At 68.6% G+C, this 22,445-nt stretch carries 19 protein-coding genes; 5 read left to right on the top strand and 14 right to left on the bottom strand.

Annotated elements, in window-relative coordinates; translation table 11 throughout:
* Positions 1 to 50 precede the first annotated feature (50 nt).
* Positions 51 to 617 carry a YqgE/AlgH family protein gene (locus tag AC1RN5_RS13790; protein ID WP_493041726.1) on the top strand — a complete coding sequence of 189 codons (567 nt, stop codon included), beginning with the start codon at positions 51 to 53 and terminating at the stop codon, positions 615 to 617.
* A gap of 61 nt (positions 618 to 678) precedes the next feature.
* Here AC1RN5_RS13790 and AC1RN5_RS13785 read toward each other — a convergent pair whose 3' ends face one another.
* From AC1RN5_RS13785 to coxB, 12 genes are all read right to left on the bottom strand, one after another.
* Positions 679 to 2,337 (bottom strand): putative bifunctional diguanylate cyclase/phosphodiesterase, encoded by a 1,659-nt coding sequence (locus AC1RN5_RS13785; RefSeq protein ID WP_421934598.1) that lies wholly within the window; start codon positions 2,335 to 2,337, stop codon positions 679 to 681.
* Positions 2,338 to 2,366: 29 nt separating this feature from the next.
* Positions 2,367 to 2,978: a GNAT family N-acetyltransferase gene (locus tag AC1RN5_RS13780; RefSeq protein ID WP_421934597.1), complete on the bottom strand. Its 612-nt coding sequence runs from the start codon at positions 2,976 to 2,978 to the stop codon at positions 2,367 to 2,369.
* 48 nt (positions 2,979 to 3,026) lie between these two features.
* Positions 3,027 to 4,289, bottom strand: coding sequence for a M16 family metallopeptidase (locus tag AC1RN5_RS13775; RefSeq protein WP_493042138.1), 1,263 nt, complete (start codon positions 4,287 to 4,289; stop codon positions 3,027 to 3,029).
* The gene (gene thrC / locus AC1RN5_RS13770; protein ID WP_493041725.1) at positions 4,289 to 5,680 is read right to left on the bottom strand and encodes a threonine synthase; all 1,392 of its coding nucleotides are present in this window, start codon (positions 5,678 to 5,680) and stop codon (positions 4,289 to 4,291) included. Before thrC ends, AC1RN5_RS13775 begins: the two co-directional genes overlap by 1 nt.
* Positions 5,680 to 6,420, bottom strand: a complete 741-nt coding sequence (locus tag AC1RN5_RS13765) for an SURF1 family protein (RefSeq protein ID WP_493041724.1) — start codon at positions 6,418 to 6,420, stop codon at positions 5,680 to 5,682. The genes thrC and AC1RN5_RS13765 overlap by 1 nt, the downstream gene beginning before the upstream one ends.
* Positions 6,404 to 6,769: a DUF983 domain-containing protein gene (locus AC1RN5_RS13760; protein ID WP_304701505.1), complete on the bottom strand. Its 366-nt coding sequence runs from the start codon at positions 6,767 to 6,769 to the stop codon at positions 6,404 to 6,406. Before AC1RN5_RS13760 ends, AC1RN5_RS13765 begins: the two co-directional genes overlap by 17 nt.
* A 3-nt stretch (positions 6,770 to 6,772) precedes the next feature.
* Positions 6,773 to 7,651, bottom strand: a complete 879-nt coding sequence (locus tag AC1RN5_RS13755) for a cytochrome c oxidase subunit 3 (protein ID WP_493041723.1) — start codon at positions 7,649 to 7,651, stop codon at positions 6,773 to 6,775.
* A gap of 73 nt (positions 7,652 to 7,724) precedes the next feature.
* Complete coding sequence (locus AC1RN5_RS13750; RefSeq protein WP_493041722.1) at positions 7,725 to 8,351, bottom strand: cytochrome c oxidase assembly protein; 627 nt, start codon at positions 8,349 to 8,351, stop codon at positions 7,725 to 7,727.
* A complete protein-coding gene (locus AC1RN5_RS13745) occupies positions 8,344 to 8,490 on the bottom strand; it encodes a cytochrome c oxidase system small membrane protein (RefSeq protein WP_421934591.1) in 147 nt (48 codons plus the stop codon). The genes AC1RN5_RS13750 and AC1RN5_RS13745 overlap by 8 nt, the downstream gene beginning before the upstream one ends.
* Positions 8,490 to 9,458 carry a heme o synthase gene (gene cyoE, locus AC1RN5_RS13740; RefSeq protein WP_493041721.1) on the bottom strand — a complete coding sequence of 323 codons (969 nt, stop codon included), beginning with the start codon at positions 9,456 to 9,458 and terminating at the stop codon, positions 8,490 to 8,492. The genes AC1RN5_RS13745 and cyoE overlap by 1 nt, the downstream gene beginning before the upstream one ends.
* Before the next feature lie 82 nt (positions 9,459 to 9,540).
* Positions 9,541 to 11,196: a cytochrome c oxidase subunit I gene (gene ctaD / locus AC1RN5_RS13735; protein ID WP_493041720.1), complete on the bottom strand. Its 1,656-nt coding sequence runs from the start codon at positions 11,194 to 11,196 to the stop codon at positions 9,541 to 9,543.
* Positions 11,197 to 11,213: 17 nt separating this feature from the next.
* The gene (gene coxB / locus AC1RN5_RS13730) at positions 11,214 to 12,197 is read right to left on the bottom strand and encodes a cytochrome c oxidase subunit II (RefSeq protein WP_421934588.1); all 984 of its coding nucleotides are present in this window, start codon (positions 12,195 to 12,197) and stop codon (positions 11,214 to 11,216) included.
* A 391-nt stretch (positions 12,198 to 12,588) separates the two neighbouring features.
* Between coxB and tldD the strand changes: the two genes are divergently transcribed.
* The 3 genes from tldD to AC1RN5_RS13715 all read left to right on the top strand — a co-directional run bounded on the left by tldD (position 12,589) and on the right by AC1RN5_RS13715 (position 18,364).
* Entirely contained in the window at positions 12,589 to 14,025 is a 1,437-nt protein-coding gene (gene tldD / locus AC1RN5_RS13725; RefSeq protein WP_493041719.1) for a metalloprotease TldD, read from the top strand.
* 183 nt (positions 14,026 to 14,208) lie between these two features.
* Positions 14,209 to 16,230 (top strand): TonB-dependent receptor plug domain-containing protein, encoded by a 2,022-nt coding sequence (locus AC1RN5_RS13720; RefSeq protein ID WP_493041718.1) that lies wholly within the window; start codon positions 14,209 to 14,211, stop codon positions 16,228 to 16,230.
* A gap of 109 nt (positions 16,231 to 16,339) precedes the next feature.
* On the top strand, positions 16,340 to 18,364 hold the full coding sequence (locus tag AC1RN5_RS13715) for a TonB-dependent receptor plug domain-containing protein (RefSeq protein WP_493041717.1): 2,025 nt from the start codon (positions 16,340 to 16,342) through the stop codon (positions 18,362 to 18,364).
* Positions 18,365 to 18,409: 45 nt separating this feature from the next.
* Here the strand turns inward: AC1RN5_RS13715 and AC1RN5_RS13710 are convergent, their stop codons facing one another.
* Positions 18,410 to 20,281 (bottom strand): peptide MFS transporter, encoded by a 1,872-nt coding sequence (locus AC1RN5_RS13710; protein WP_493041716.1) that lies wholly within the window; start codon positions 20,279 to 20,281, stop codon positions 18,410 to 18,412.
* A 183-nt stretch (positions 20,282 to 20,464) separates the two neighbouring features.
* On the opposite strand from AC1RN5_RS13710, the gene AC1RN5_RS13705 reads away from it, so the two are divergent.
* Complete coding sequence (locus AC1RN5_RS13705; protein ID WP_493041715.1) at positions 20,465 to 20,968, top strand: DUF427 domain-containing protein; 504 nt, start codon at positions 20,465 to 20,467, stop codon at positions 20,966 to 20,968.
* A gap of 43 nt (positions 20,969 to 21,011) precedes the next feature.
* On the opposite strand, the gene AC1RN5_RS13700 is transcribed toward AC1RN5_RS13705, so the two are convergent.
* Positions 21,012 to 22,370 carry a glutamate--cysteine ligase gene (locus AC1RN5_RS13700; protein ID WP_493041714.1) on the bottom strand — a complete coding sequence of 453 codons (1,359 nt, stop codon included), beginning with the start codon at positions 22,368 to 22,370 and terminating at the stop codon, positions 21,012 to 21,014.
* Positions 22,371 to 22,445: the final 75 nt, after the last annotated feature.

The raw sequence follows: 22,445 nt of genomic DNA, 5'->3' as shown, positions 1-22,445 counted from the left end.
CTTCTGGGGTCGAGACTTGAAAGCGCCGCGATCAACCTCAAACTAGGGCCATGGACGAGGCGACCTTCCTCTCAGGCCAGCTCTTGATCGCCATGCCCGGCATCGGCGACCCGCGCTTCGAGCGCGCCCTGGTGCTGGTCTGCGCCCACGACGAGACCCACGCCATGGGCATAGCGGTCAACCGCCCCGTGGAGGGCCTGACGGTGCCCGACCTGCTCAAGCGGCTGGAGGTGAAGGCCGATATCGAGGTGCCGCCGGACCTGGTGCTGATCGGCGGGCCCGTGCAGCGCGAGCGCGGCTTCGTGGTCCATACCGACGACTACAGCGCCGGCGACCACAGCATCGAGCTGGGCGGCGGCGTGGCGCTCACCCCCACCCGCGAGGCCCTGGAGGCGATGGCGGCGGAGGACCATCCGCGCCGCTCCCTGCTGGCGCTCGGCTATGCCGGCTGGGGCGCCGGCCAGCTGGAGCACGAGATCCGCGAGAACGTCTGGCTGACCTGCCCGGCCGACGAGGCCCTGATCTTCGGCCCCGACCACGATCAGAAATGGACAAAGGCGCTCGCCAAGCTGGGGGTGGACGCCAGCCTGCTGACGGCGACGGCGGGCCGGGCCTAGACATCTCCTCGCCCCCTTCAGGGGGAGAGGTTGGGTGAGGGGGCCTTCGCGCAGACGGCCGCTACCCCCGCGCCTTCACCGGCGCCGCGCCGTCCACATAGCTCTCGTTGAGATAGACCTCGGCCTCCTGGGGCGACAGGGCCGGGGCGTAGCCGAAGCCCTGGCCGTAGTCGCAGCCCACCGCCAGCAGGGCCTTGGCCATCTGGGCGTTCTCCACCCCCTCGGCCACCACCTCGAGCGCCAGGTCCTGGCCGAGCTTGACCACCGAGGAGACGATCTTCGCCGAGCCCTCGTTGGTGGCCATGGTGCGCACGAAATAGCGGTCGATCTTCAGGGTGTCGAAGGGCAGGCGCGTCAGGTAGCTGAGCGAGGAGAAGCCCGTGCCGAAGTCGTCCAGGGCCAGCGCCGCCCCGGCCTCGCGCAGGTTGCGCAGGATCACCGCGGCCCGGTCGGGATCGCGCATGACGTCGCCTTCGGTGACCTCCAGCTTCAGGGCGCCCGGCGGCAGGCCGGTCTCTCGGCGGATGCGCATGACGTCGGACACCAGGTCGGGCCGGTCGATCTCGCCGGTGGAGAGGTTCACCGCCACGGTCAGCTCGCCGGCCGCGCGATGGTCGCGCCGCCAGACGGCCAGCTGTTCGGCGGCCTGGCGCATCATCAGGGCGCCCAGGTCGCTCATCAGCCCCATCTCGTCGCAGAGCGGCAGGAACTGATCGGGCGACAGCAGGCCGCGGCGCGGGTGCTTCCAGCGCACCAGGGCCTCGAAGCCCGACAGCGCCCCGGTGGAGAGGCGCACGATGGGTTGGTAATAGGCGGTCAGTTCGCCGCGGCCGATGGCGCCGCGCAGGTCGCTCTCCAGGGCCAGGCGGGAAAGCCCGTCGGTCTCCATGGTCCGGCCATAGGCGGCCCCGCCGCCGCGGCCGTTGCTCTTGGCCGATTCCACCGCCAGCTCGGCCCGGCGCAGCAGTTCGGCCGCCTCGGGCGCCTCGTCGCCGCCCATGGCCTCGACGGCGCCGATCGACAGGGTGGGATGGATGTCGAAGCCTGCCACCCGCAGGGGCTGCTCCAGGGCCTTGCGCAGGGTCTCGGCCGCGCTGATGGCGCGGATGGGGGTCAGCAGGGCGAACTCGTCCTCGCCGATACGGGCCATCAGCACGCCGGGCGGGAAGGCCGCGGCCATGCGCGAGCCGAGGGCGGCCAGCACCAGGTCGGCGCGCTCGTGGCCCAGGGCCTCGTTCAGACGGCGCAGGCGGTCGAGGTCGGCCACCACCAGCTCGTGCACGCCGGGCGCCTGCAGGCGCTCGCGGGCCTGGGCGATGAAACTCTTGCGGTCCAGCAGGCCGGTCAGCTTGTCGACGTCGGAAGCGGCGAACTTGGTCTCGGGGGCGACCACTCCGGCGGCGCGCAGGCCTTCCTCCAGCCAGACGCCGCGCCAGATGCAGACGCCGCCGCCGCGCATCCGCAGGCGCACGGCGATCTCGCCCCCCGGCTCCTGCACGCGCAGGACGTCCTCGGCCAGGGCCCGGTCCTGGGGCATGGCCAGCGCGCGCATGGCGGCCGACGAACATTCCGGCGCAAGGGGACCCAGGCCGAGCGCGCGGGACGCGCCGGTGATTCGAAGACGATCGCGCTCGGGCTCCCAGAGCCAGAGCGCCACGTCGGCGGCGCCCAACGCCTCAAGCGTCGTCGTGGCGTCCCAGATCCAACGGTCGTTCGCCATCGCCTCGACTAACTCTGGCCACGCGCCGGCTAGACCGACACTCCCTCGTCCGGCTCCAGTGTCGCGCGAAGCGGCGAGACAAGACCGAACAGGACATGATCTCGCCAAACGCCGTTAATTTTCAAATAAGCCTTGGCATATCCCTCCTCGGTGAACCCGGCACGGTTGAGCAGTTTTCGGCTCGGTTCATTGGTGGGAAGGCAGGCGGCCTCGAGGCGATGGAGGGCCAGGGTGCGGAAGGAGAACAGGGTGAGCGCCCGCACGGCGGCCAGGGTTTGTCCTTGTCTTGCAAAGGGTTGGCCGCACCAGTAGCCCACCGAGCCCATCTGGGCGACGCCGCGGCGGACGTTGGACAGGGTGATGCCGCCGGTCAGGACCTCGTCCTTGGCCCGGAACACGAAAAACGGGTAGGCGCTTCCGGCCTCCCGATCCCGCGCATAGGCGGTCAGCCTGCGTCTGAACGCCGCGCGGCTCAGGTCGTCGGCCGGCCAGGTCGGCTCCCAGGGCTGCAGGAAATCCCGCGAGGCGGCGCGCAGTTCGCGCCATTCCTCGAAGTCGGCGTTGCGGGCCGGACGCAGGAAGACCCCCTCGCCCTCGACGCGTAGGCCGCTTTCCGGCGCGATCCAGTCCAGCAGGGCCATGGGGCGAGGGTCGGACGCGCCGGCAAGGCCGTCAACCCCCGGCAAGGTCTAGCCGAACAGGGCCTTCTGGAAGGCGTCGGCGGCCTTCAGGGCGGGCTTGGGACCCAGCACGCTGACGGCGGCGCGGCCGGGCTGAAGCAGGCTGGCGCCCAGGCGGGCGAGGTCGGCGGCCTCCACGGCGTCGATCTGGTCGGCGATCTCGGCGGGGGTGAGCAGACGGCCAAACAGCAGCACCTGGCCGGCGGCCTGCTCGGCGCGGGACTGCAGGGCCTCACGGGCCATGAACATGCCGGCCTTGAGCTGGGCCTTGGCCCGGGCGAGCTCGGCGGGCTCCACCTTGGTCGCCAGGTTCTGGATCTCGCCGGCGGCCACCCGGGCCAGCTCGGCGGCGTCCTTGGCCGCGCAGCCGGCGAACACCCCCAGGACCCCGGTGTCGGCGTAGGTCTCGGAATAGGCGTCCACCGCGTAGGCCAGGCCCCGCTTCTCGCGGGCCTCCTGGAACAGTCGCGAGGCCATGCCGCCGCCGAGGATCTCGGCGAACAGGCGCAGGGGAAAATAGTCGTCGTGGCGGACCCCGACGCTGGGTAGCAGGAAGACCAGGTTGGCCTGCTCCAGGGACTTGGACGCCGTCTCCGTGCCGCCGGTGAAGGCGGCGGGCGCGGCCTCGGGGATGGGGGCGCCGACAGCCTGGCCGAAGTCGCGTTCGGCCACCGCCAGCACCTCGTCCTCGGTCACCGCCCCGGAGGCGGCGAAGATCAGGCTGTCGGGGGCGTAGAGGGCCGCCCGCCAGGCCGCCAGGGTCTCGGGGGTGGCGGGCGCGATGGAGGCGTCGGTGCCCAGGATCGAACGGCCGAGCGCCTGGTCCTTGAAGGCCGCCGCCTGGGCCATCTCGAACACCACGTCGTCGGGGGTGTCGGTGGCCTCGGCGATCTCCTGGCCCACCACCTGTTTCTCGCGGGCGAGATCGGCGGGGTCGATCACCGGGCGCTGGATCAGGTCGGCCAGCACCGCCGAGCCGAGGTCGAGCCCCCCGGCCAGGGCGCGGATCTGGAAGCTGGTGCGCTCATAGCCGGTGGCGGCGTTGATGGAGCCGCCCTGGGCCTCCACCACCTCGACGATCTCCCGGGCCGAGCGGTCGCCCGCACCCTTGAAGACCATGTGTTCGAGCAGGTGGGACCATCCGGAGCGGGCGGCGTCCTCGAACCGCGCGCCGCGGCCGGCGACGACGGACAGCGCCACGGTCTCAAGCCCGGGGACCGGGTCGCAGACGACGCGGACGCCATTGGAGAGGGTGTGAAGGGTGGCCAGGATCAGCTTTCCGCGAAGGCCCGGACATAGGCCTTGATGGTGTCTGCGTCGGCCGGCAGGCGATCGAACCGCTCGGGCTTGCCCGCCAGGTTCTGGGCGCTGCGCGGCATGACCGGGGTCTCGCCGCAGGCGGCGCTGACGGCCTCGGGGAACTTGGCCGCGTGGGCCGTGGAGAGCACGATGATCGGGTCGGTGATGTCCCGGGCGCGGCGCAGGGCCGCCATGCCCACGGCGGTGTGCGGGTCGATCAGTTCGCCGGTCTCGTTGAGGGTGGCGATGATGGAGCGGGTGGTGTCGCGCTCCCCCACCGACATCCCCACGAAGGTCTCGCGCATCATGGCCAGGGCGCCGGGCGGTATGTCGATGACCCCGGTCTCTCCGAAGGCCTGGAAGGCGCGGGCCGTTTCCGTCCCCTCGCGGCGGACGCCCTCGAAATAGAGCCGCTCGAAGTTGGAGGCCGACTGGATGTCCATGGCCGGCGACTGGGTCTGGGCCACCACGCCGCGGCTGTAGCGGCCGTCCTGGAAGGCGCGGGCCAGGATGTCGTTGGAATTGGTGGCGACGATGATCTTGGAGATCGGCAGGCCCATCCGCTTGGCCATGAAGCCCGCGAAGCCGTCGCCGAAATTGCCCGACGGCACGGCGAAGGCCACCGGACGGTGCGGGGCGCCGATCGCCACCGCGCTGGTGAAGTAATAGACCGCCTGGGCGACGATGCGGGCGAAGTTGATGGAGTTGACCGCCGACAGGCCCACGGCCTGCTTCAGGACCTGGTCGCCCAGGGCGTCCTTCAGGATCGCCTGGCAGTCGTCGAAGGTGCCCGACACCGCCAGGCAGCGCACATTGGCCTCGGCCGCGGTGGTCATGAAACGGCGCTGCACCTCGCTGATGCGGCCGTCGGGGAACATGGCGACGATGCGGGTGTTGGCGCGGCCGCGGAAGGCCTCCACCGCCGCCCCGCCGGTGTCGCCGGAGGTGGCGCACAGGATGGTCTGGGTCCGCTTCTGGGCGCCCAGGACGTGATCGCTCAGCCGGGCCAGCAGCTGCATCGCGACGTCTTTGAACGCCAGGCTCGGCCCATGGAACAGCTCGGCCATGAAGCCGCCCGGATAGAGCTGTTTCACCGGCACGACGGCGGCGTGGGTGAAGGTGGCGTAGGCCTCGGCGCACATGTCGGCCAGGGTCTCGCGGGGGATCTCGTCGCCGACGAAGCGCGCCAGGATCTCGGCGGCCACGTGGGCGTAGGGCTTGCCGGCGAAGGCGGCGATCTCGCTGTGGGTGAGGCTGGGCCATTCCTCGGGCACATAGAGCCCGCCATCGGGCGCCAGGCCCGCGAGGATCGCATCGACAAAGCCGACCGAGGGCGACTGCCCCCGCGTAGAAACGTACCGCATCAAGCCTTCCACCACCGCCAGAGCATGGCGGCATAGACGGCGACCAAGGCGCCCGCAAGGCCGAACCAGGTGAGCGCGTATTCGAGGTGGCGGTTGGGAATCTCCGCCGGCAGGGGCTGGGGCTTCAGGGCCTGCCAGGTGGGGTTGGAGCTGGTCTCGGCGGTCAGGATGACCGGGGCCGGCGACGGCGCCTTCAGATGGGCGGCCATGGCGGGGATGTCGCGGGAATACCAGTGGTTGCCCGCCAGGTCGTTCTTCGGGGTCACGAAGCTGGCCTTGTCGGGCGAGCGCAGCACGCCCACCAGCCGCACCGGGGTGCGGTCGGCGAGGTCCACCGGGGGACGGGCCGAGATGGTGTCGGCCACGAAGCCGCGGTCCACCAGGATCGTGCGGTACTTGGCGCTCTCCACCACGCAGGCCGAGATCAGCCGCAGGCCGGCGCCGCTCTCACGGACGGAATAGAGCTCGAGATAGGGGGCGCTGCCGAGACCGGGGCAATCGACGACCACACGGGTGAAATCGGCGTTGGCGCCGTGGGCCAGGGCGTCGAGGGCGCCGCCCAGGGGTTTGGCCGGGGCGGCCTGCAGGGCGGCGATCCGCGCCAGCAGGTCTTCCTTCCAGGCCAGGCGCTGGAGCTGCCAGGTCCCCAGCCAGACCAGGATGGCCGCGGCGATCAGGGTGGCGATGGTCAGGCCGAGGGGAAAGCCCTTGCGGGGCGCGGGGTCAGTCCTGTCCGTCATGTCGGGCCTCGGACGCCCTGTTGGCGAACTGGGCCGCCAGCATGATCCCCTTCATCGGCCGCAGCAGGCCCAGGCACAGGAACAGCGTCAGGGGCAGCCAGATGATCATGGTCACCCAGACCGGGGGATTGAAGGAGAACTGGGTGAAGAGGGCGCCGAAGCAGGCCAGGAATCCCGCGATCAGGATCACGAAGACGGCGGGGCCGTCGCCGGAGTCGGCCTTGGCCAGATCGTAGCCGCACGCCTCACAGCGTGCGGCCACTTTCAGGAAGCCGTCGAAGAGAGGTCCCTCTCCGCAATTGGGGCAGCGGCCCGCTAGCCCCGCCAGCAGCGGATTGTGACCACTCATGGATTAGTGCGCTCCAGCCGCTCCGCCGAAGACGACGTAGATGAAGGCGAACAGGAACAGCCAGACCACGTCCACGAAGTGCCAGTACCAGGCCGCCGCCTCGAAGCCGAAGTGCTGCTTCGGGGTGAAGCCGCCGCCGAGCATCCGGATCAGGCAGACCGTCAGGAAGATGGTGCCGATCAGGACGTGGAAGCCGTGGAAGCCGGTGGCCATGAAGAAGGACGAGCCGTAGAGGCCGGCGTTCGCGGCTTCCTCGCTGAAGAAGTACTTGTGCTGCAGGATGTGCGCGTACTCGTAGGCCTGGATCGAGGTGAACATCACGCCGAGCAGGATGGTGAGGACCAGGCCGATCTTCGCGCCCTTGCGGTCGCCGGTCTGCAGCGCGTGGTGGCTCCAGGTGACGGTGGTGCCCGAGAGCAGCAGGGTCAGCGTGTTGACCAGGGGCAGGTTCCAGGCCGGCACCAGCTCGACGCCGGCGGGGGGCCAGGTGGCCCAGGCCGTGCGGACCTCCTCGATGGAGGAGAGCGTCCGGGCCTCGTGGAACAGGGCCATCTCGAAGAAGATCCAGAACCAGGCCACGAAGAACATCACTTCCGAAGCGATGAACATGATCATGCCGTAGCGCAGGCCGATGGCGACGACCGGGGTGTGGTCGCCCTGGTTGGCTTCCTTCACCACGTCCATCCACCAGCCGAGCATGGTGTAGAGCACGCCGGCCAGGCCCGCGTAGAAGACCCAGGGGGTGTGCTGGGGCAGGCCGAACAGGCCCTTCATCCAGACCACGCCGCCCAGCGCCATCACCGTCGCGGAAATGGACCCGACGAGGGGCCAGGGGCTGGGATTCACCAGGTGGTAGTCGTGCTTGACGTCGCCGGCAGACATTATCGGTCCTAACCCCTCTCAAATCTCAAAGCCGGGGGCGCCTCTCCGCAGCCCGCGGCAGTCTCAGCGCAGGCTATAGCCCCGCCTTGGTGTTTCCGCCAAGGGCCGAAGGGACCTTGGCCTGCGATGCATCGGCGCGCCGGCTGGCCTTCTCCGCGTCGACCGACGGGAAGAAGGTGTAGGACAGCGTCACCTCGGGCTTGCCCTTGGTCTCGAAGTCCGACGCATATTTCGGATCGACGAAGTAAACCACGGGAAACTCGATGGTTTTTCCGGCCGGAATGGTCTGGTCGGAGAAGCAGAAGCATTCGAGCTTCTGGAAATAGGCCCCGGCCGACTCCGGCACGACATTGTACATGGCCCGGCCCGTCATCGCGGTGGAGCCGTTGTTGGTGACCTTGAAATAGGCGAGGCCCGTTTCGCCGATTCGCACCGTCTGGGTGGTCTGCTCGGCGGTGAAGGTCCAGGGCAGCTCGCGGATATTGGTGTCGAAGCGGACCAGCAGCTTGCGGTTCAGCACCGTGTCGGGAGCCACCTCGGCCCGGCGCACGGCGCCGTCGAAGCCGGTGAGCTGGCAGAAGGCCTTGTAGAGCGGGACCGAGGCGTAGGCCGCGCCCACCATGCCCAGGAAGGTGACGCCGCAGATCACGCCGACCAGGCGGTTGCGGCGAGCTTGCGGGGAGAGCGAGGGCTTAGGCATGGGGCGCATTGGCTCCCAGCCGGACCAGGGTGACGATGAAGACCAGGATCACGAACAGCACCAGGCCGAGCGCCAGGGCGATATTGCGGCCGCGGCGGGCCTTGGCGTCCACGGGACCTTCGTTCTGCGGGTCGCTCATCAAAAACCTCCGAAGGCGGGCAGGTCGAGGAGATGCTCGGCCAGCAGGGTGGCGAACAGCAGGGTCAGGTAGAGGATCGAGAAGGCGAACAGGTTGCGGGCGTCCTTGGCCGCAGCCTTGACGTCGTACAGCCCGTCGTCCTGACGCGGGTCGGCCGCGTCCCCGGCCCGGCTCTTGAAGACCCGCCAGGCCAGGATGAGGAAGATCAGTCCCCCGCCGGCCGCCACCGCCAGGTAGGTCAGGCCGCCGAGGCCGGTGAAGGCCGGGACCAGGCAGAGCGGCGTGAACAGCAGGCTGTAGATCAGGATCTGCTTGCGGGTGGAGGCCGCGCCGGCCACCACCGGCATCATCGGCACCCCGGCCTTCTCGTAGTCCTCGCTGGTGTAGAGCGAGAGCGCCCAGAAGTGGGGCGGGGTCCACATGAAGATGATGGCGCACAGCAGCCAGGCGTTCAGCGGGACGGTCCCCGTCGCCGCGGCCCAGCCGATGACCGGCGGCAGGGCGCCGGCCAGGCCGCCGATGACGATGTTCTGCGGCGTCGAGCGCTTCAGCCACATCGTATAGACCACGGCGTAGAAGACGATGGTGAAGGCCAGCAGCGCGGCGGCCAGCCAGTTCACGGTCATGCCCAGCAGCATGACGGAGAACATCGACAGCACCACGCCCAGAGCCAGGGCGTCGGCGCCCTGGACCCGGCCGGCCGGAACCGGGCGGCCGCGGGTGCGGCGCATCTTGGCGTCGATGTCGGCGTCGAACCACATGTTCAGGGCCGCCGAGGCGCCCGCCCCCACGGCGATGCAGAAGATGGCGATGGCGCCCAGGATCGGATTGATCGGCGAGTCGGCGCAGACCATGCCGGTGATGGCGGTGAACACCACCAGGGACATCACCCGCGGCTTCAGGAGCTGCAGGAAATCCTGCCAGCGCGCGGGGGCGCGGCTCGTGGGAAGGGCTGACGACATCGCCATGGATATACTCTCAACAGACGAAGGGCGCGTGCCGGAAGGTTCCAGCCCGCGCCCCTCTTGAAGTCTTTGGCGAGGACCGGACCTAGTGGAGGTCGGGCTTGATCACCGGCAGTTCGTTGAACTGGTGGAACGGCGGCGGCGAGGACAGGGTCCACTCCAGCGTCGTGGCGCCTTCGCCCCAGGGGTTGGCTTCGGCCTTGCGGCGCGACACGGCGGCTTCCAGGAGCATCACCAGGAAGACCACCACGCCCGAGGCGGTGATCAGGTAGCCGATGGTGGACACTTGGTTCCAGAGGGTGAAGGCCTCGGGATAGTCCACGTAGCGGCGGGGCATGCCCTGCAGGCCGAGGAAGTGCTGCGGGAAGAAGATCAGGTTCACCCCGATGAAGGTGATCCAGAAGTGCAGCGCGCCGAGCCACTCGCGGTACTTCACGCCCCAGATCTTCTCGAACCAGTAGTAGAAGCCCGCGAAGATCGCGAACACGGCGCCGAGGCTGAGCACATAGTGGAAGTGGGCCACGACGTAATAGGTGTCGTGCAGGCTGTAGTCGATGCCCGCATTGGCCAGCACCACGCCGGTCACGCCGCCGACGGTGAACAGGAAGATGAAGCCCATCGCCCAGAGCATGGGCGTCTTGAAGTCGATGGAGCCGCCCCACATCGTGGCGATCCAGGAGAAGACCTTCACCCCGGTGGGCACCGCGATGACCATGGTCGCGGCCACGAAATAGGCCCGCAGATTGATGGTCATGCCGACCGTGTACATGTGGTGCGCCCACACGACGAAGCCGATGAAGCCGATGGCCACCATGGCGTAGGCCATGGCGAGGTAGCCGAAGACGGGCTTCTTGGAGAAGGTCGAGACGATGTGGCTGATCATGCCGAAGCCGGGCAGGATCAGGATGTACACTTCCGGGTGCCCGAAGAACCAGAACAGGTGCTGGTACATGATCGGGTCGCCGCCGCCGGCGGCGTCGAAGAAGTGCGTGTGGAAGTTGCGGTCGGTCAGCAGCATGGTGATCGCGCCGGCCAGGACGGGCAGCGAGAGCAGCAGCAGGAAGACCGTCACCAGGATCGACCAGACGAACAGCGGCATGCGGTGCAGGGTCATGCCCGGCGCGCGCATGTTGAAGATCGTGGTGATGAAGTTGATGGCGCCGAGGATCGAGCTGGCGCCGGCCAGGTGCACCGACAGGATGGCGCAGTCCATCGCCGGACCGGTGTGGCCCGTGGTGGAGAGCGGCGGATAGAGCGTCCAGCCGCCGCCGAAGCCGCGGCCCGGGCCGCCGTCGACGAACATCGAGGTGAGCAGCATCACCCAGGCCGCCACCAGCAGCCAGAAGGAGATGTTGTTCATCCGCGGGAAGGCCATGTCCGGCGCGCCGATCATCAGCGGCACGAACCAGTTGCCGAACCCGCCGATCATGGCGGGCATGACCATGAAGAAGATCATGATCAGGGCGTGGGCGGTGACCACGGCGTTGTAGCCGTGCTTGGAGGCTTCCACGACGCCGAGCTGGTCGAGGAGCGAGCCCTTGGTGAAGACCTGGATCCCCGGCTCGAACAGCTCCCAGCGGATCAGGCCCGACAGCGCCCCACCGACGATCCCGGCCATGATGGCGAAGATCAGGTAGAGGGTGCCGATGTCCTTGTGGTTCGTCGAGAAGAACCAGCGGGTGAAGAACCCGGGCTTGTGGTCGTGATCGTCGTGATGATCGTGAGCGGCGGCATGTGCCATCGTACGCGTGTCCTGGATCAGTGCGCGGCCGGCGCCGGAGCAGGCGCAGGCGGCGTGGAAGTCGGCGTCGCAGCGGCCGGAGCCGGCGCGGCGGGATTGGTCGGGGAGGCCGGAGCCGGCGCGGTGGCCGAGACCGGGACCGCGGCGTCCGCCGCGGCCGGTGCCGCGGGCTTGGCGCCGACGGCCGAACCGCCCTTGGCGGCGACCCAGGCGTCGAACTCGGCCTGGCTCACGGCGTGGACCTCGATGGGCATGAAGGCGTGGTCGACGCCGCACAGCTCACGGCACTGACCGTAATAGATCCCCGGACGGTCCACCTTGAACCAGGTCTCGTTGACCCGGCCGGGGACGGCGTCGGTGATCACCCCAAAGGAGGGGACCGCGAAGGCGTGGATCACGTCGGCGCCGGTGACCAGCACGCGGACGACCTGGTTGACCGGAACCACGAGGGGCTCGGTGGCCGCCAGGCGATAGGGGACGTTCTTGGCCTTGGCCTCGTCCTCGGGAAGGATGTTGGAGACGAACTCCCCGATCTTGTTGTCCGGGTATTCGAAGCCCCAGTACCACTGATACCCGGTGGCCTTCACCGTCATGTAGGGCTTGGGCATGTCGTGGTAGGCGAACAGCAGCTTGAACGAGAAGATCGAGATGAACATCAGGATCAGGACCGGGACCACCGTCCAGATCACCTCGATCGGAGTGTTGTGGCTCCACTTGGCCGGGATCGGATTGGACCGCTTGTTGTAGCGGATCACGATCCACACCAGCAGCCCCAGCACGAACAGGCAGATCACCGTGATGATCGGCAGCAGGATCATGTTGTGGAAGAAGATGGCGTCCTCACGCAGCGGGGTCACCCCCGGCTGCAGGTCGATCGCCCCCGGCGTGGGCTGACCCACGCGATCCTCAGCCGCCAGGGCGGTGAGGCCCCAAAACGCTGTCATTGCGCCCGCGGCGGCGCCTGCCGCCAGCGCTCGCATACCCTGAAACCTCGACTTCATGTCCCCTCGGTCTGCTTGGCCGGCTGCGTCTCGCCTTGAAGCGATCGCCCCCGCCGCCGTCATAGAAGATCGCGCCCCGCAACTGACGAGGCCCGGCCCTTCAGCGGGGTGCATACGCGCTCACCGAGGCCTTGCCAAGGAAGATTGAGGCGAATCAAGGCGGGGTTTGACGGCCGTCAGCCGGTTGAATGACGGGCCTGGGGGCGCAGGCTTGATCTGCGTCTTCGCCTGCGACGTTCGGACGATGTGACGCACCCTGGTCAGACCCTGGCTCGACGAACGGCGGAAGACCGCGCCAAGGGGCCGAACGCCGCCTCCGCAGGCGGTTTGGGGTGACGTTCGCGCCGCGAGCCCCTATCTCTGAGGCCTGCTCAGACAAGGCGCCGCGCTCATGAATGCTCACTCCCCCGCCCCCTCGATCCTGGATTCCGCCGGCGTCTCGCCCGAACGGGCCCGCGAGATCCTGGGCGACGCGCTCCAGGGGGCCGACGACGGGGAGCTGTTCGTCGAGCGCTCGGAGAGCGAATCGTTCCTGTTCGACGACGGCCGGCTGAAGTCGGCGGCCTATGATTCGTCGGAGGGCTTCGGCCTGCGGGTGGTTGCAGGCGAGACCGCCGGCTACTCCCACTCCAGCGAGATCTCCGAGGCCTCGATCCGCCGCGCGGCGGCCTCGGCCTCGCTCGCCAAGCGCGGCTATTACGGCGTGTCCGGCTCCGACGAAGCGCCGCGCGCCACCAACACCAAGCTGTATGGCGAGGACGATCCCACCGCCTCCCCGGTCTTCTCCGAGAAGGTGGCCCTGCTGCAGGAGATCGACGCCTGGTGCCGCGACCGCGATCCCCGCGTCGTCCAGGTCATGGCCTCGCTGTCGGGGGAGCGCCGCACGGTGGAGATCCTGCGGGCCGACGGCCGGCTGATTCGCGACGTGCGGCCCCTGTCACGCATCAACGTCCAGATCACCGTCGAGAAGGACGGCCGCCGCGAGAACGGCTTCACCGGCGCCGGCGGCCGCGCCGGCTTCGAGGCCTGGATCGGCGCCGCCAACTGGCAGGAGCAGGCCGAGGAGGCGCTCCGCCAGGCCCTGGTGAACCTGGAGGCCGTCCCCTGCCCCGCCGGCGAGATGGACGTGGTGCTCGGCGCCGGCTGGAACGGCATCCTGCTGCACGAGGCCGTCGGCCACGGGCTGGAGGGCGACTTCAACCGCAAGGGCACCTCGGCCTTCGCCGGCCGCATCGGCGAGCGGGTGGCGGCCAAGGGCGTCACCGTCTTCGACGACGGGTCCCTGCCGGGCCGCCGCGGCTCGCTCACCGTCGACGACGAGGGCACCCCCACCGAACGCACGGTGCTGATCGAGGACGGCATCCTGGTGGGCTACATGCACGACCGCATGAGCGCGCGGCTGATGGGCATGAAGGCCGGCGGCAACGGCCGGCGGCAGTCCTACGCCCACATGCCCATGCCGCGGATGACCAACACCGCCATGGACAACGGGACCACCCCGCGCGCCGAGATGATCGAGGCCACCAAGCGGGGCCTCTACTGCGCCAATTTCGGCGGCGGCCAGGTGGACATCACCAACGGCAAGTTCGTGTTCCAGTGCACCGAGGCCTACCTGATCGAGGACGGCAAGATCACCACGCCGGTGAAGGGCGCCACCCTGATCGGCGACGGCCCCTCGGCCCTCACCCGGGTCACCATGATCGGCGACGACTTCGACTTCGATCCCGGCGTCGGCGTCTGCGGCAAGTCGGGCCAGAGCGTCCCGGTCGGCGTCGGCCAGCCCTCCCTGAAGATCACCGGCCTTACCGTGGGCGGGACCAGCGTCTAGGCGCCGAACATGACGGCGAATTCACATACCGCCGGTTGACACAAGAACTACGCCTGTAAATTCTCTGAATTACAGGCGTAGTCCGTGAGCGCCCCGGCTGACCCATCGGCGATGGTTACGGGCATTTAATTGGCGTGACTCCCTGAGCGCAGGCACCTCTGCGCGCATTGGGGGGACCGTCACATGATACCTGCTCTGAGCCTCGTCGCCGTCCTGGCGGCCGCCGCGCCGGCCATGGCCGCGGCCCAGCCCGCCCCCGCGACCCAGGGCGTGATCAGCTACCCTCCGGCCTATTTCGCCGAGCAGCGCCCCGCCACGGCCCTGGACATGGTCCAGCGCCTGCCCGGCTTCTCCATCGACGGCGGCGACGACGTCCGCGGCTTCGAGGGTTCGGCCGGCAACATCCTCATCGACGGCGCCCGGCCCACCTCCAAGACCGACGACATCGAGGAGATCCTGCGCCGTATCCCCGCAGCCCAGGTGGACCATATCGAGCTGATCCGCGGGGGCGCCCCGGGGATCGACATGCAGGGCAAGTCGGTCCTGGCCAATGTCGTCAAGGCGAAGGGCTCGGGTTTCCAGGGCCTCATCGCGCTCGCCAACAATCACGTCATGGACGACGGTCGCAACAGCTCCGGCGTCCGGCTGGAGGCCTCCGGCCAGGCCGGTCCCGGCTCCTGGGAGGGCGGCCTGCGCTATGGTCAGGGGATCGACGACGGCGCCGGGCCGGGCCGCCACGTCCAGCTCAAGCCCGACGGGACCCCGCTCGTCCTGTCGGACATCGACAGCCACGGCCGCGCCTATCAGTGGATCGTCACCGGCGCCTACGAGACGCCCTTCGCGGGCGGCAAGCTGAAGCTCAACACGCGCGGCTTCTGGAATTGGTACGAGTTCAATCAGCTGGACTGGATCAAATTCCCAGCCGCGGCCCTGGAGTCGGTCACCTACAGCGACGATGAGTACCAGGCCGAGTTCGGCGGCCGCTACGAACGAGCCCTGGGGGCGCGCACCAATCTGGAACTGATCGGCCTTCAGAAGCTGGCCGGGCACGACATCGTCTCGCCCTTCCGCTCCGCGGGCTTCAACGGCGACTTCTACCTCGACCAGAAGACCAGCGAGACCATCGGCCGCGCGGTGCTGAAGTTTCGCCTGAGCGACAGCCTCTCCTTCGAGGCGGGCGGCGAAGGCGCGCTGAACATCCTGGAGAGCGAGACCGACCAGCTCAGCAACGGGGTCCCCGACACCCTGCCGGCCGGCGACGTGAAGGTGACCGAGACCCGCGGCGAGGCCTTCGGCAAGGCGGTCTGGAAGCCCTTCAGCGCCCTGACCCTGGAAGGCGGCCTGCGCTACGAGGGGTCGTCCCTCACCTCCGAGGGCGACGTCGCTCTTGAAAAGACCCTCTACTTCCTCAAGCCGCGGGTGGCGGGCAGCTGGGCGCCGGACGCCAGGAGCCAGGTCCGCTTCAGCTATGAGCGCGTCGTCGGTCAGCTCGATTTCCAGGACTTCGTGGCCGACTCTTCCCCCAACAACGGTGGGTTCGCCGTCGGCAATCCGAACCTGACGCCGGAACAGGCCTGGGTGACGGAATTGGCCGTCGAGCGCCGCTTCTGGACCAAGGGCGCGGTGGTGCTCACCCTGCGCCACTCCAAGCTCACCGATGTCATCGACCGGGCCCCGATCTTCGCCGGAAGCCAGGTGTTCGACGCCCCCAGCAATATCGGCGACGGGACCAAGGACGAGCTGATCCTCAACGCCACCCTGCCCCTGGACGCCCTGCTGAAGGGCGCGCAGCTGCGCGGCCAGTCCACCTGGCGCAGATCGGAGGTCACCGACCCCACCACCGGCGAGAAGCGCGAGATCTCCGGCCTGCGGCCCCTGGAATGGGAGGCCCATTTCACCCACGACCTGCCGCGGTGGCGGATGAACTGGGGCGTGGACGCTTTCGGGGCCTGGCGCGAGACCTCCTACAAGTACAACGCCATCTACACCGACAAGCTGAAGACCTTCGTGATCCTGTTCGCCGAGTGGAAACCCAAGCCGGATCTCACGGTCCGCGCCGAGTTGAACAACGCCACCGAGCGCGGCTTCCGACACACCACCACCGCCTATGCCGGCCCCCGCAACACCGCCCCCGTGAAGTACGTGGACGACAGTGACATCCAGTTCGGCCGCGGCCTCTATATCCGGGTGAGAAAGACCTTCTAGCCGCGGGTTTTCCGCAAACCTTTCCGCGATTTAATCCACCTTACGGGCATTTAATTGGCCTCGCCCCCGGACCCCAGGCCACCTGCGGGCGCCACTGGGGACCTGTCACATGCTACCTCTCCGCACCCTCGCCGCCGCCCTGCTCGTCAGCGCCGCGCCGGCCGCCGCCCTGGCCCAGACCACCGGCGCCCAGGGCCTCATCAGCTATCCCCCGGCCTTCTTCGCCGAGCAGCGGCCGGTCACGGCCTATGACATGGTCTCCCGCCTGCCCGGCTTCAGCATCGACACCGGCGACGACAGCGTCCGCGGCTTCGAGGGCGCGGCCGGCAACGTCCTGATCGACGGCGGCCGCCCCACCTCCAAGACCGACAACCTGGAGGACATCCTGCGCCGCATCCCAGCCGGGCAGGTGGACCACATCGAGCTGATCCGCGGCGGGGCGCCGGGGATCGACATGCAGGGCAAGTCGATCCTGGCCAATGTGGTCAAGGCCAAGGGCGGCGGCCTGCAGGGCCTGGTCCAGGTGGGCCAGAACCTGGCCTATGACGGCCGCTACAAGTTCGGGGTCCGCGTCGAGGGCTCCGGCCCCGCCGGCCCCGGCGCCTGGGAAGGCAGCCTGCGCTACGGCGAGGGTATCGATGACGGCTGGGGCGCGGGCCCGCATGTGCGGGTGAGCCCCACCGGCGCGGTGCTGGAGCGTTCGGACATCGACTCCCACGGCGACGTTCATCAGTGGATCGGATCGGGCGCCTACGAGGCCAAGGCGTTCGGCGGCAAGCTGCGGGTCAACGGCCGGTTCCTGGACGACCACTATCGCAGCAACGAGCTGAACTGGGGCCGCTTCCAGGCGCCGGTCCTGCGATCCTCCGGCGAACGCCAGGACCGCTTCCAGGTCGAGCTGGGCGCCAACTACAAGCGCGAGCTTGGCCCTCGCACCAGCCTGGAGCTGCTGGCCCTGCGCCAGACCGAGGACTACAGCTACCAGGCCGGGTTCCGCTCCCCGCCCGACACCGCGGCCTTCTCCCTGGGCAAGGACATCAGCGAGACCATCGGGCGCGGGGTGCTGAAGTTCCGCCAGTCGGAAACCTTGTCCTGGGAGGCCGGGGCCGAGGCGGCGCTCAACAGGCTCGAGAGCCAGACCGCCTATGCCGAGAACGGCGTTCCCATCGCCCTGCCGGCGGCCAATGTCACGGTGGAGGAGAATCGCGGCGAGGTATTCCTCAAGACCGTCTGGCGGCCGATCCCGGCCTGGACCCTCGAGGGCAGCGTCCGCGAGGAGGGCTCGGCCATCTCCTCCGACGGCGACGTCTCGCTGGAGAAGACCCTCTACTACACCAAGCCCCGGATCGCGGCGACCTGGGCGCCCAGCGCCAACACCCAGGTGCGGGTGCGCTTCGAGCGCGTGGTGGGCCAGCTCAACTTCGACGACTTCGTGGCCACCTCCTCGCTCGGGACCGGGGTGCTCACCGCCGGCAATCCGGACCTGGCGCCGGAACAGGCCTGGGTGACCGAGGCGGCCTTCGAGCAGCGGTTCTGGAAGAAGGGCGCCGCGGTGCTCACCCTGCGCCACTTCGCCTTGAGCGACGCGGTGGACCGCGCCCCGATCTACGGCCCATCAGGCCCCTTCGACGCGCCCAGCAATATCGGCGACGGGACCAAGGACGAGCTTCAGGCCACCCTCACCCTGCCCCTGGACCGCCTGATCCCGGGGGGCGAGTTGCGCGGCGACGCCACCTGGCGCCGCTCGGAGGTCACCGACCCCACCACCGGCGCCAAGCGCGAGATCTCGGGCCTGCGGCCGCTGGAATGGGAGGGCCACTTCACCCAGGACCTGCCGCGCTGGCGGGCCACCTGGGGACTCGACGCCTACGGCGCCTGGCGGCGGACCTATTACCGCTTCGACGAGATCTCCACCGACAAGCTGAAGACCTATGTCACCCTGTTCGGGGAGTGGAAGCCTCGGGCGGACCTGCTGGTGCGGGTGGAGATCCAGAACCTGACCGAGCGCGGCTTCCGCCACACCCGCCAGGTCTATGCCGGCCCCCGCAACACCAGCCCCCTGAACTTCGTCGACGATCGCGACATCCAGGTCGGCCGGATGTTCTACATCCGGGTGCGCAAGAGCTTCGGCTAGGGCCGGAGCTTTCCTCCCCCGCGAGGTGGGGGAGGAAGCCTGTCGCTACAGTTCCGGGTGCGCCGGGGCTTCCACGCCGTGGGCCCAGCCGCGGACGACGAAGCTGATGAGGATGAAGAACACCCCGCAGCCGATGCCGGCCCAGCCGAGCTTGCTGAAGCCGTCGATGGAGGTGGCGAGCGCGGCCTGCGGGTCCAGGACCTGACCGCCGATGCTCTCCGATCCCATCAGGCCGGCGATCTTGCCGCCGACGAACTGGGCGATGGAGGAGGACAGGAACCAGACCGCCATCATGAAGCTCACCACCGAGGGCAGGGAGAGCTTGGTGATCTCCGACAGACCCACGGGCGACAGGAAGAGCTCGCCGGTGGTGTGCAGCAGGTAGAGCACGCCGAGCAGCATCAGCGGCACCCGGAAGCTGGCGTCCGCCAGCCCCGCGCCCCAGACCACCACCAGGAAGCCCAGACCCACCTGCAGCAGGCCGAGGCCGAACTTCATGGTCGGGTTGAGGTCGAGGTTGTGGGTGGCCAGATAGGCCCACATGGCCGCGAAGATCGGGGCGAAGATCAGGATGAAGCCGGCGTTGAAGGACTGGGTCTGGGCGGCCCCGATGCTGGAGTCGACGAAGAAGTCGCTGGACGGGTTCAGGCCGATGGCGGCGATCTGGTCGGGGGTGCCGATGGGGATCCCCAGGAAAGTCACCGCGTGCTGGGTGATGGTCATGTCGACGTTGGTCGACGCGAACAGGTTCAGCGAGGTGCCGGCCTGTTCGAACAGGGTGAAGAACACCACCGCCCCGAAGATCAGGATCACCGCCAGCATCATCCTCTGACGCTCGACCCAGGTCTTGCACCCCACGACGATGATGTAGGCGATCACCAGCAGCGAGACGACGATGGAGGCCGACAAGGCCAGGCCCACCAGGTCGTTGCGCGGCACCAGCAGCCAGACCAGGCCGACGCCCAGGACGCCGCCCAGATAGATCAGCCATTCGCGATTGATGGGGCCCAGGACCGGGCGCGCCAGCAGTTCCGGGTTCGGCGGCTCGCCCTTGCCCAGCAGGTGCTTCTTGCCCAGGACGAAGACCACGAAGCCCAGCGCCATGCCGACCCCGGCCAGGCCGAAGCCGGCCCACCAGCCCACGGTCTGGCCCAGCAGGCCGCACAGCACCGAAGCCCAGAAGGCCCCGAGGTTGATGCCGTAATAGTAGAGGGTGAAGCCCGAATCGCGCCGCGGGTCCCCCTGCGGATAGAGCTGTCCGACGATGGTGGAGATGTTGGGCTTCAGGAAGCCCACCCCCATGATGATCAGGGAGACGGCCAGGTAGAAGGCGTTCACCCCGGTCTTGTCCTGGGTGGTCTCCATCTTGAAGCTGTCCTTGGGGAGGACCGAGGGAAGCGGACCGCCCGTCAGGCCCTTGATCTCCAGGCCGCCGCCCTCGGCGGGGCCGAACTCATAGGGCTTGCCGCCGACGATCAGGTGCACCTTGCGGGCGTCGACGCGGCCTTCGGCGGCCACCTCGTACTTCTGGCCGGCATATTCCAGGGTCTGGGTCGCGGGACGGCCCTCATAGGCCATCATCGAGTGCCCGGCCACCAGCAGCAGGGCGCCGAAGGCCACGGCCTTGCGGGTGCCCAGATAGCGGTCGGCCAGCAGGCCGCCCAGCAGGGGCAGCAGGTAGACGAGGGCGGTGTAGGAGCCGTACTGGGCCGAGGCCGTGGCCTGGTCGAACAGCAGGTGCTGGGTGAGGTAGAAGATCAGGATGCCGCGCATCCCGTAGTAGGAAAACCGCTCCCACATCTCGGCGAAGAACAGGATGATCAGCCCGCGCGGGTGGTTTTTCAAAAGCTGGAACAGCACGGGAAGGCCGGTCACCAGCGTGATGACGATCCCGAGCATGACGACGAGGTTTAACATGAAGACGGTCTTCCGATCCTTGGGAGGCCGGCGCTTCAGGGGTTGTTTCACCCCCGCCGGGCTTGTTTGGCGGGAGAAGATCACGGGCAAGTCGCCAGCACAAGCAAGCGGCCACCCCGTGCCTGGCGAGCCGGGAGCCTCAGCCCCATCTCAGGCGTTAGCTAGGCCTAGGAGGCGCGTCCCATGAAAATCCCCGGTCCCGACCACCCCATCACCATCACCCCCGGCGCCAGCCGCTGGCGGGTGAAGTTCGCAGGCCACGTCATCGCCGATTCGGCCGACGCCCTGGTTCTGAAGGAGGCCAGCTACAAGCCGGCCGTCTACTTCCCGCGGCAGGACGTCTCCATGGAGTACCTCTCGCGCACCGAGCGCTCCACCCACTGCCCCTACAAGGGCGATGCGTCCTACTACACGGTGCTGATGGACGGCGAATTCGCCGAGAACGGCGTCTGGACCTACGAGGAGCCCTATCCGGCCATGGAGCAGATCCGCGGCCGCCTGGCCTTCTATCCAGACCGGTTCGAGATCTACGAGGTGTCCGACGAGACCGTCGACCCGGCCCACGTCCACACCGACCGCAAGGCGATCGACGAGGCGGTGCTGCACACCGATAGCGGCTCCGGCGCCAGCCAGAAGGAACACTGGCCGGCCAATACCGACGAGGCGCCTAGGCCTGAAGGGGTCTGACAACAGCTATCCTTCTCCCCCAAGGGGAGAAGGAAGCGCAATCCTAGTACGCGAAGGCCTCGAAGACCTTGCTGGCGTCCCCGGCCCAGGGGCCGTTGTAGAGTTCCAGCAGGCGTTCGGCCGGGGTGATCCCGCTGTCGGCGATCTCCTCCAGCTCCGTGAGGTAGCCGGTCTCGTCGATCATGCCGCCGCTCAGGCGGTTGCGGTTCTTCAGGCCTGTCCGGGCGATCGCCACCATGTCGCGGGCGACGTCCTGCACGCTGCGGCCGTTCACCTGGGCCTTCAACCCGATGCGGGCGACGTCGGCGCGCAGGCGCTCGTGGTCGTCCACCGACCAGTCCTTGCAGAGGTCCCAGGCCGCGGCCAGGGCCGGGGCGTCGTAGAAGATCCCCGTCCACAGGGCCGGCAGGGCGCAGAGGCGGCTCCACGGGCCGGCGTCGGCGCCGCGCATCTCCAGATACTGCTTCAGGCGCACTTCCGGGAACAGGGTGGTGGTGTGGTCGGCCCAGTCCTTGATGGTCGGGCGCTGGCCCGGCATCTCCGGCAACTCGCCGGCCATGAACTTGACGAAGGATTTGCCCGCCAGGTCGATGTACTTGCCGTCGCGCTTGGCGAAGTACATCGGCACGTTCATGGCGTAGCGGGCGTAGGTCTCGTAGGTGAACCCGTCCTCGAAGACGAAGCCCAGCATGCCGGTGCGGTCGGGATCGGTGTCGGTCCAGATGCGCGCGCGGCTGGACAGCCAGCCCGACGGCTTGCCCTCCACGAAGGGCGAATTGGCGAACAGGGCCGTGACGATGGGCTGCAGCGCCAGGCTCACCCGGAACTTGGCGATCATGTCGGCCTCGGAGCCGAAGTCGAGATTGGCCTGCACCGTGCAGGTGCGGAACATCATGTCCAGGCCGAGCTTGCCGACCTTGGGCATGTATTCCCGCATGATCTTGTAGCGGCCCTTGGGCATGACCGGGATCTCGTCCCGACGCCAGACGGGCGTGTGACCGAGGCCCAGGAAGCCCAGGCCCAGCTCGTCGGCCACGACCTTGACCTCCTGCAGGTGGGCCCCGGTCTCCTCGCAGATGTCGTGCATGGTCTCCAGCGGCGCGCCGGAGAGCTCGAACTGGCCGCCGGGCTCCAGGCTCACATTGGCCTTGCCGCGCTCCAGGGCGATGATGTGCTCGCCCTCGTAGACGCCCTTCCAGCCGAACCGGGTCAGGCCGTTCAGCAGGGCCTTGATGCCGTCGGGCCCCTCATAGGGAACCGGGGCGTGCGTCCCCAGGCGGAAGACGAACTTCTCGTGCTCGGCGCCCACGCGCCATTGGTCGGCGGGCTTCTCACCCTCCTCGAACCAGTGGACCATATCCTCGAACGTGAGGGGTCGGTCGTCGCCCAGGACGTCGGCCATATGTTTCTCCCCAACCCATCACCAACACGCCGACGGCGCGTTCGCTCCCAAACGGCGGCGATCTTTACGCCGTTC

It is taken from the genome of Phenylobacterium sp. GW821-FHT12F10 (assembly GCF_058806695.1).
Note: the sequence above shows the minus strand (reverse complement) of the source record. Positions and strands in the feature narration are given on the sequence as shown.

Bases quoted from the DNA above. Each gene is read 5' to 3' on its own strand.
- AC1RN5_RS13790 (WP_493041726.1), top strand. From the start codon at position 51: ATGGACGAGGCGACCTTCCTCTCAGGCCAGCTCTTGATCGCCATGCCC.
- AC1RN5_RS13785 (WP_421934598.1), bottom strand. From the start codon at position 2,337: ATGGCGAACGACCGTTGGATCTGGGACGCCACGACGACGCTTGAGGCG.
- AC1RN5_RS13780 (WP_421934597.1), bottom strand. From the start codon at position 2,978: ATGGCCCTGCTGGACTGGATCGCGCCGGAAAGCGGCCTACGCGTCGAG.
- thrC (WP_493041725.1), bottom strand. From the start codon at position 5,680: ATGCGGTACGTTTCTACGCGGGGGCAGTCGCCCTCGGTCGGCTTTGTC.
- AC1RN5_RS13765 (WP_493041724.1), bottom strand. From the start codon at position 6,420: ATGACGGACAGGACTGACCCCGCGCCCCGCAAGGGCTTTCCCCTCGGC.
- AC1RN5_RS13760 (WP_304701505.1), bottom strand. From the start codon at position 6,769: ATGAGTGGTCACAATCCGCTGCTGGCGGGGCTAGCGGGCCGCTGCCCC.
- AC1RN5_RS13755 (WP_493041723.1), bottom strand. From the start codon at position 7,651: ATGTCTGCCGGCGACGTCAAGCACGACTACCACCTGGTGAATCCCAGC.
- AC1RN5_RS13750 (WP_493041722.1), bottom strand. From the start codon at position 8,351: ATGCCTAAGCCCTCGCTCTCCCCGCAAGCTCGCCGCAACCGCCTGGTC.
- AC1RN5_RS13745 (WP_421934591.1), bottom strand. From the start codon at position 8,490: ATGAGCGACCCGCAGAACGAAGGTCCCGTGGACGCCAAGGCCCGCCGC.
- cyoE (WP_493041721.1), bottom strand. From the start codon at position 9,458: ATGGCGATGTCGTCAGCCCTTCCCACGAGCCGCGCCCCCGCGCGCTGG.
- ctaD (WP_493041720.1), bottom strand. From the start codon at position 11,196: ATGGCACATGCCGCCGCTCACGATCATCACGACGATCACGACCACAAG.
- coxB (WP_421934588.1), bottom strand. From the start codon at position 12,197: ATGAAGTCGAGGTTTCAGGGTATGCGAGCGCTGGCGGCAGGCGCCGCC.
- tldD (WP_493041719.1), top strand. From the start codon at position 12,589: ATGAATGCTCACTCCCCCGCCCCCTCGATCCTGGATTCCGCCGGCGTC.
- AC1RN5_RS13720 (WP_493041718.1), top strand. From the start codon at position 14,209: ATGATACCTGCTCTGAGCCTCGTCGCCGTCCTGGCGGCCGCCGCGCCG.
- AC1RN5_RS13715 (WP_493041717.1), top strand. From the start codon at position 16,340: ATGCTACCTCTCCGCACCCTCGCCGCCGCCCTGCTCGTCAGCGCCGCG.
- AC1RN5_RS13710 (WP_493041716.1), bottom strand. From the start codon at position 20,281: ATGTTAAACCTCGTCGTCATGCTCGGGATCGTCATCACGCTGGTGACC.
- AC1RN5_RS13705 (WP_493041715.1), top strand. From the start codon at position 20,465: ATGAAAATCCCCGGTCCCGACCACCCCATCACCATCACCCCCGGCGCC.
- AC1RN5_RS13700 (WP_493041714.1), bottom strand. From the start codon at position 22,370: ATGGCCGACGTCCTGGGCGACGACCGACCCCTCACGTTCGAGGATATG.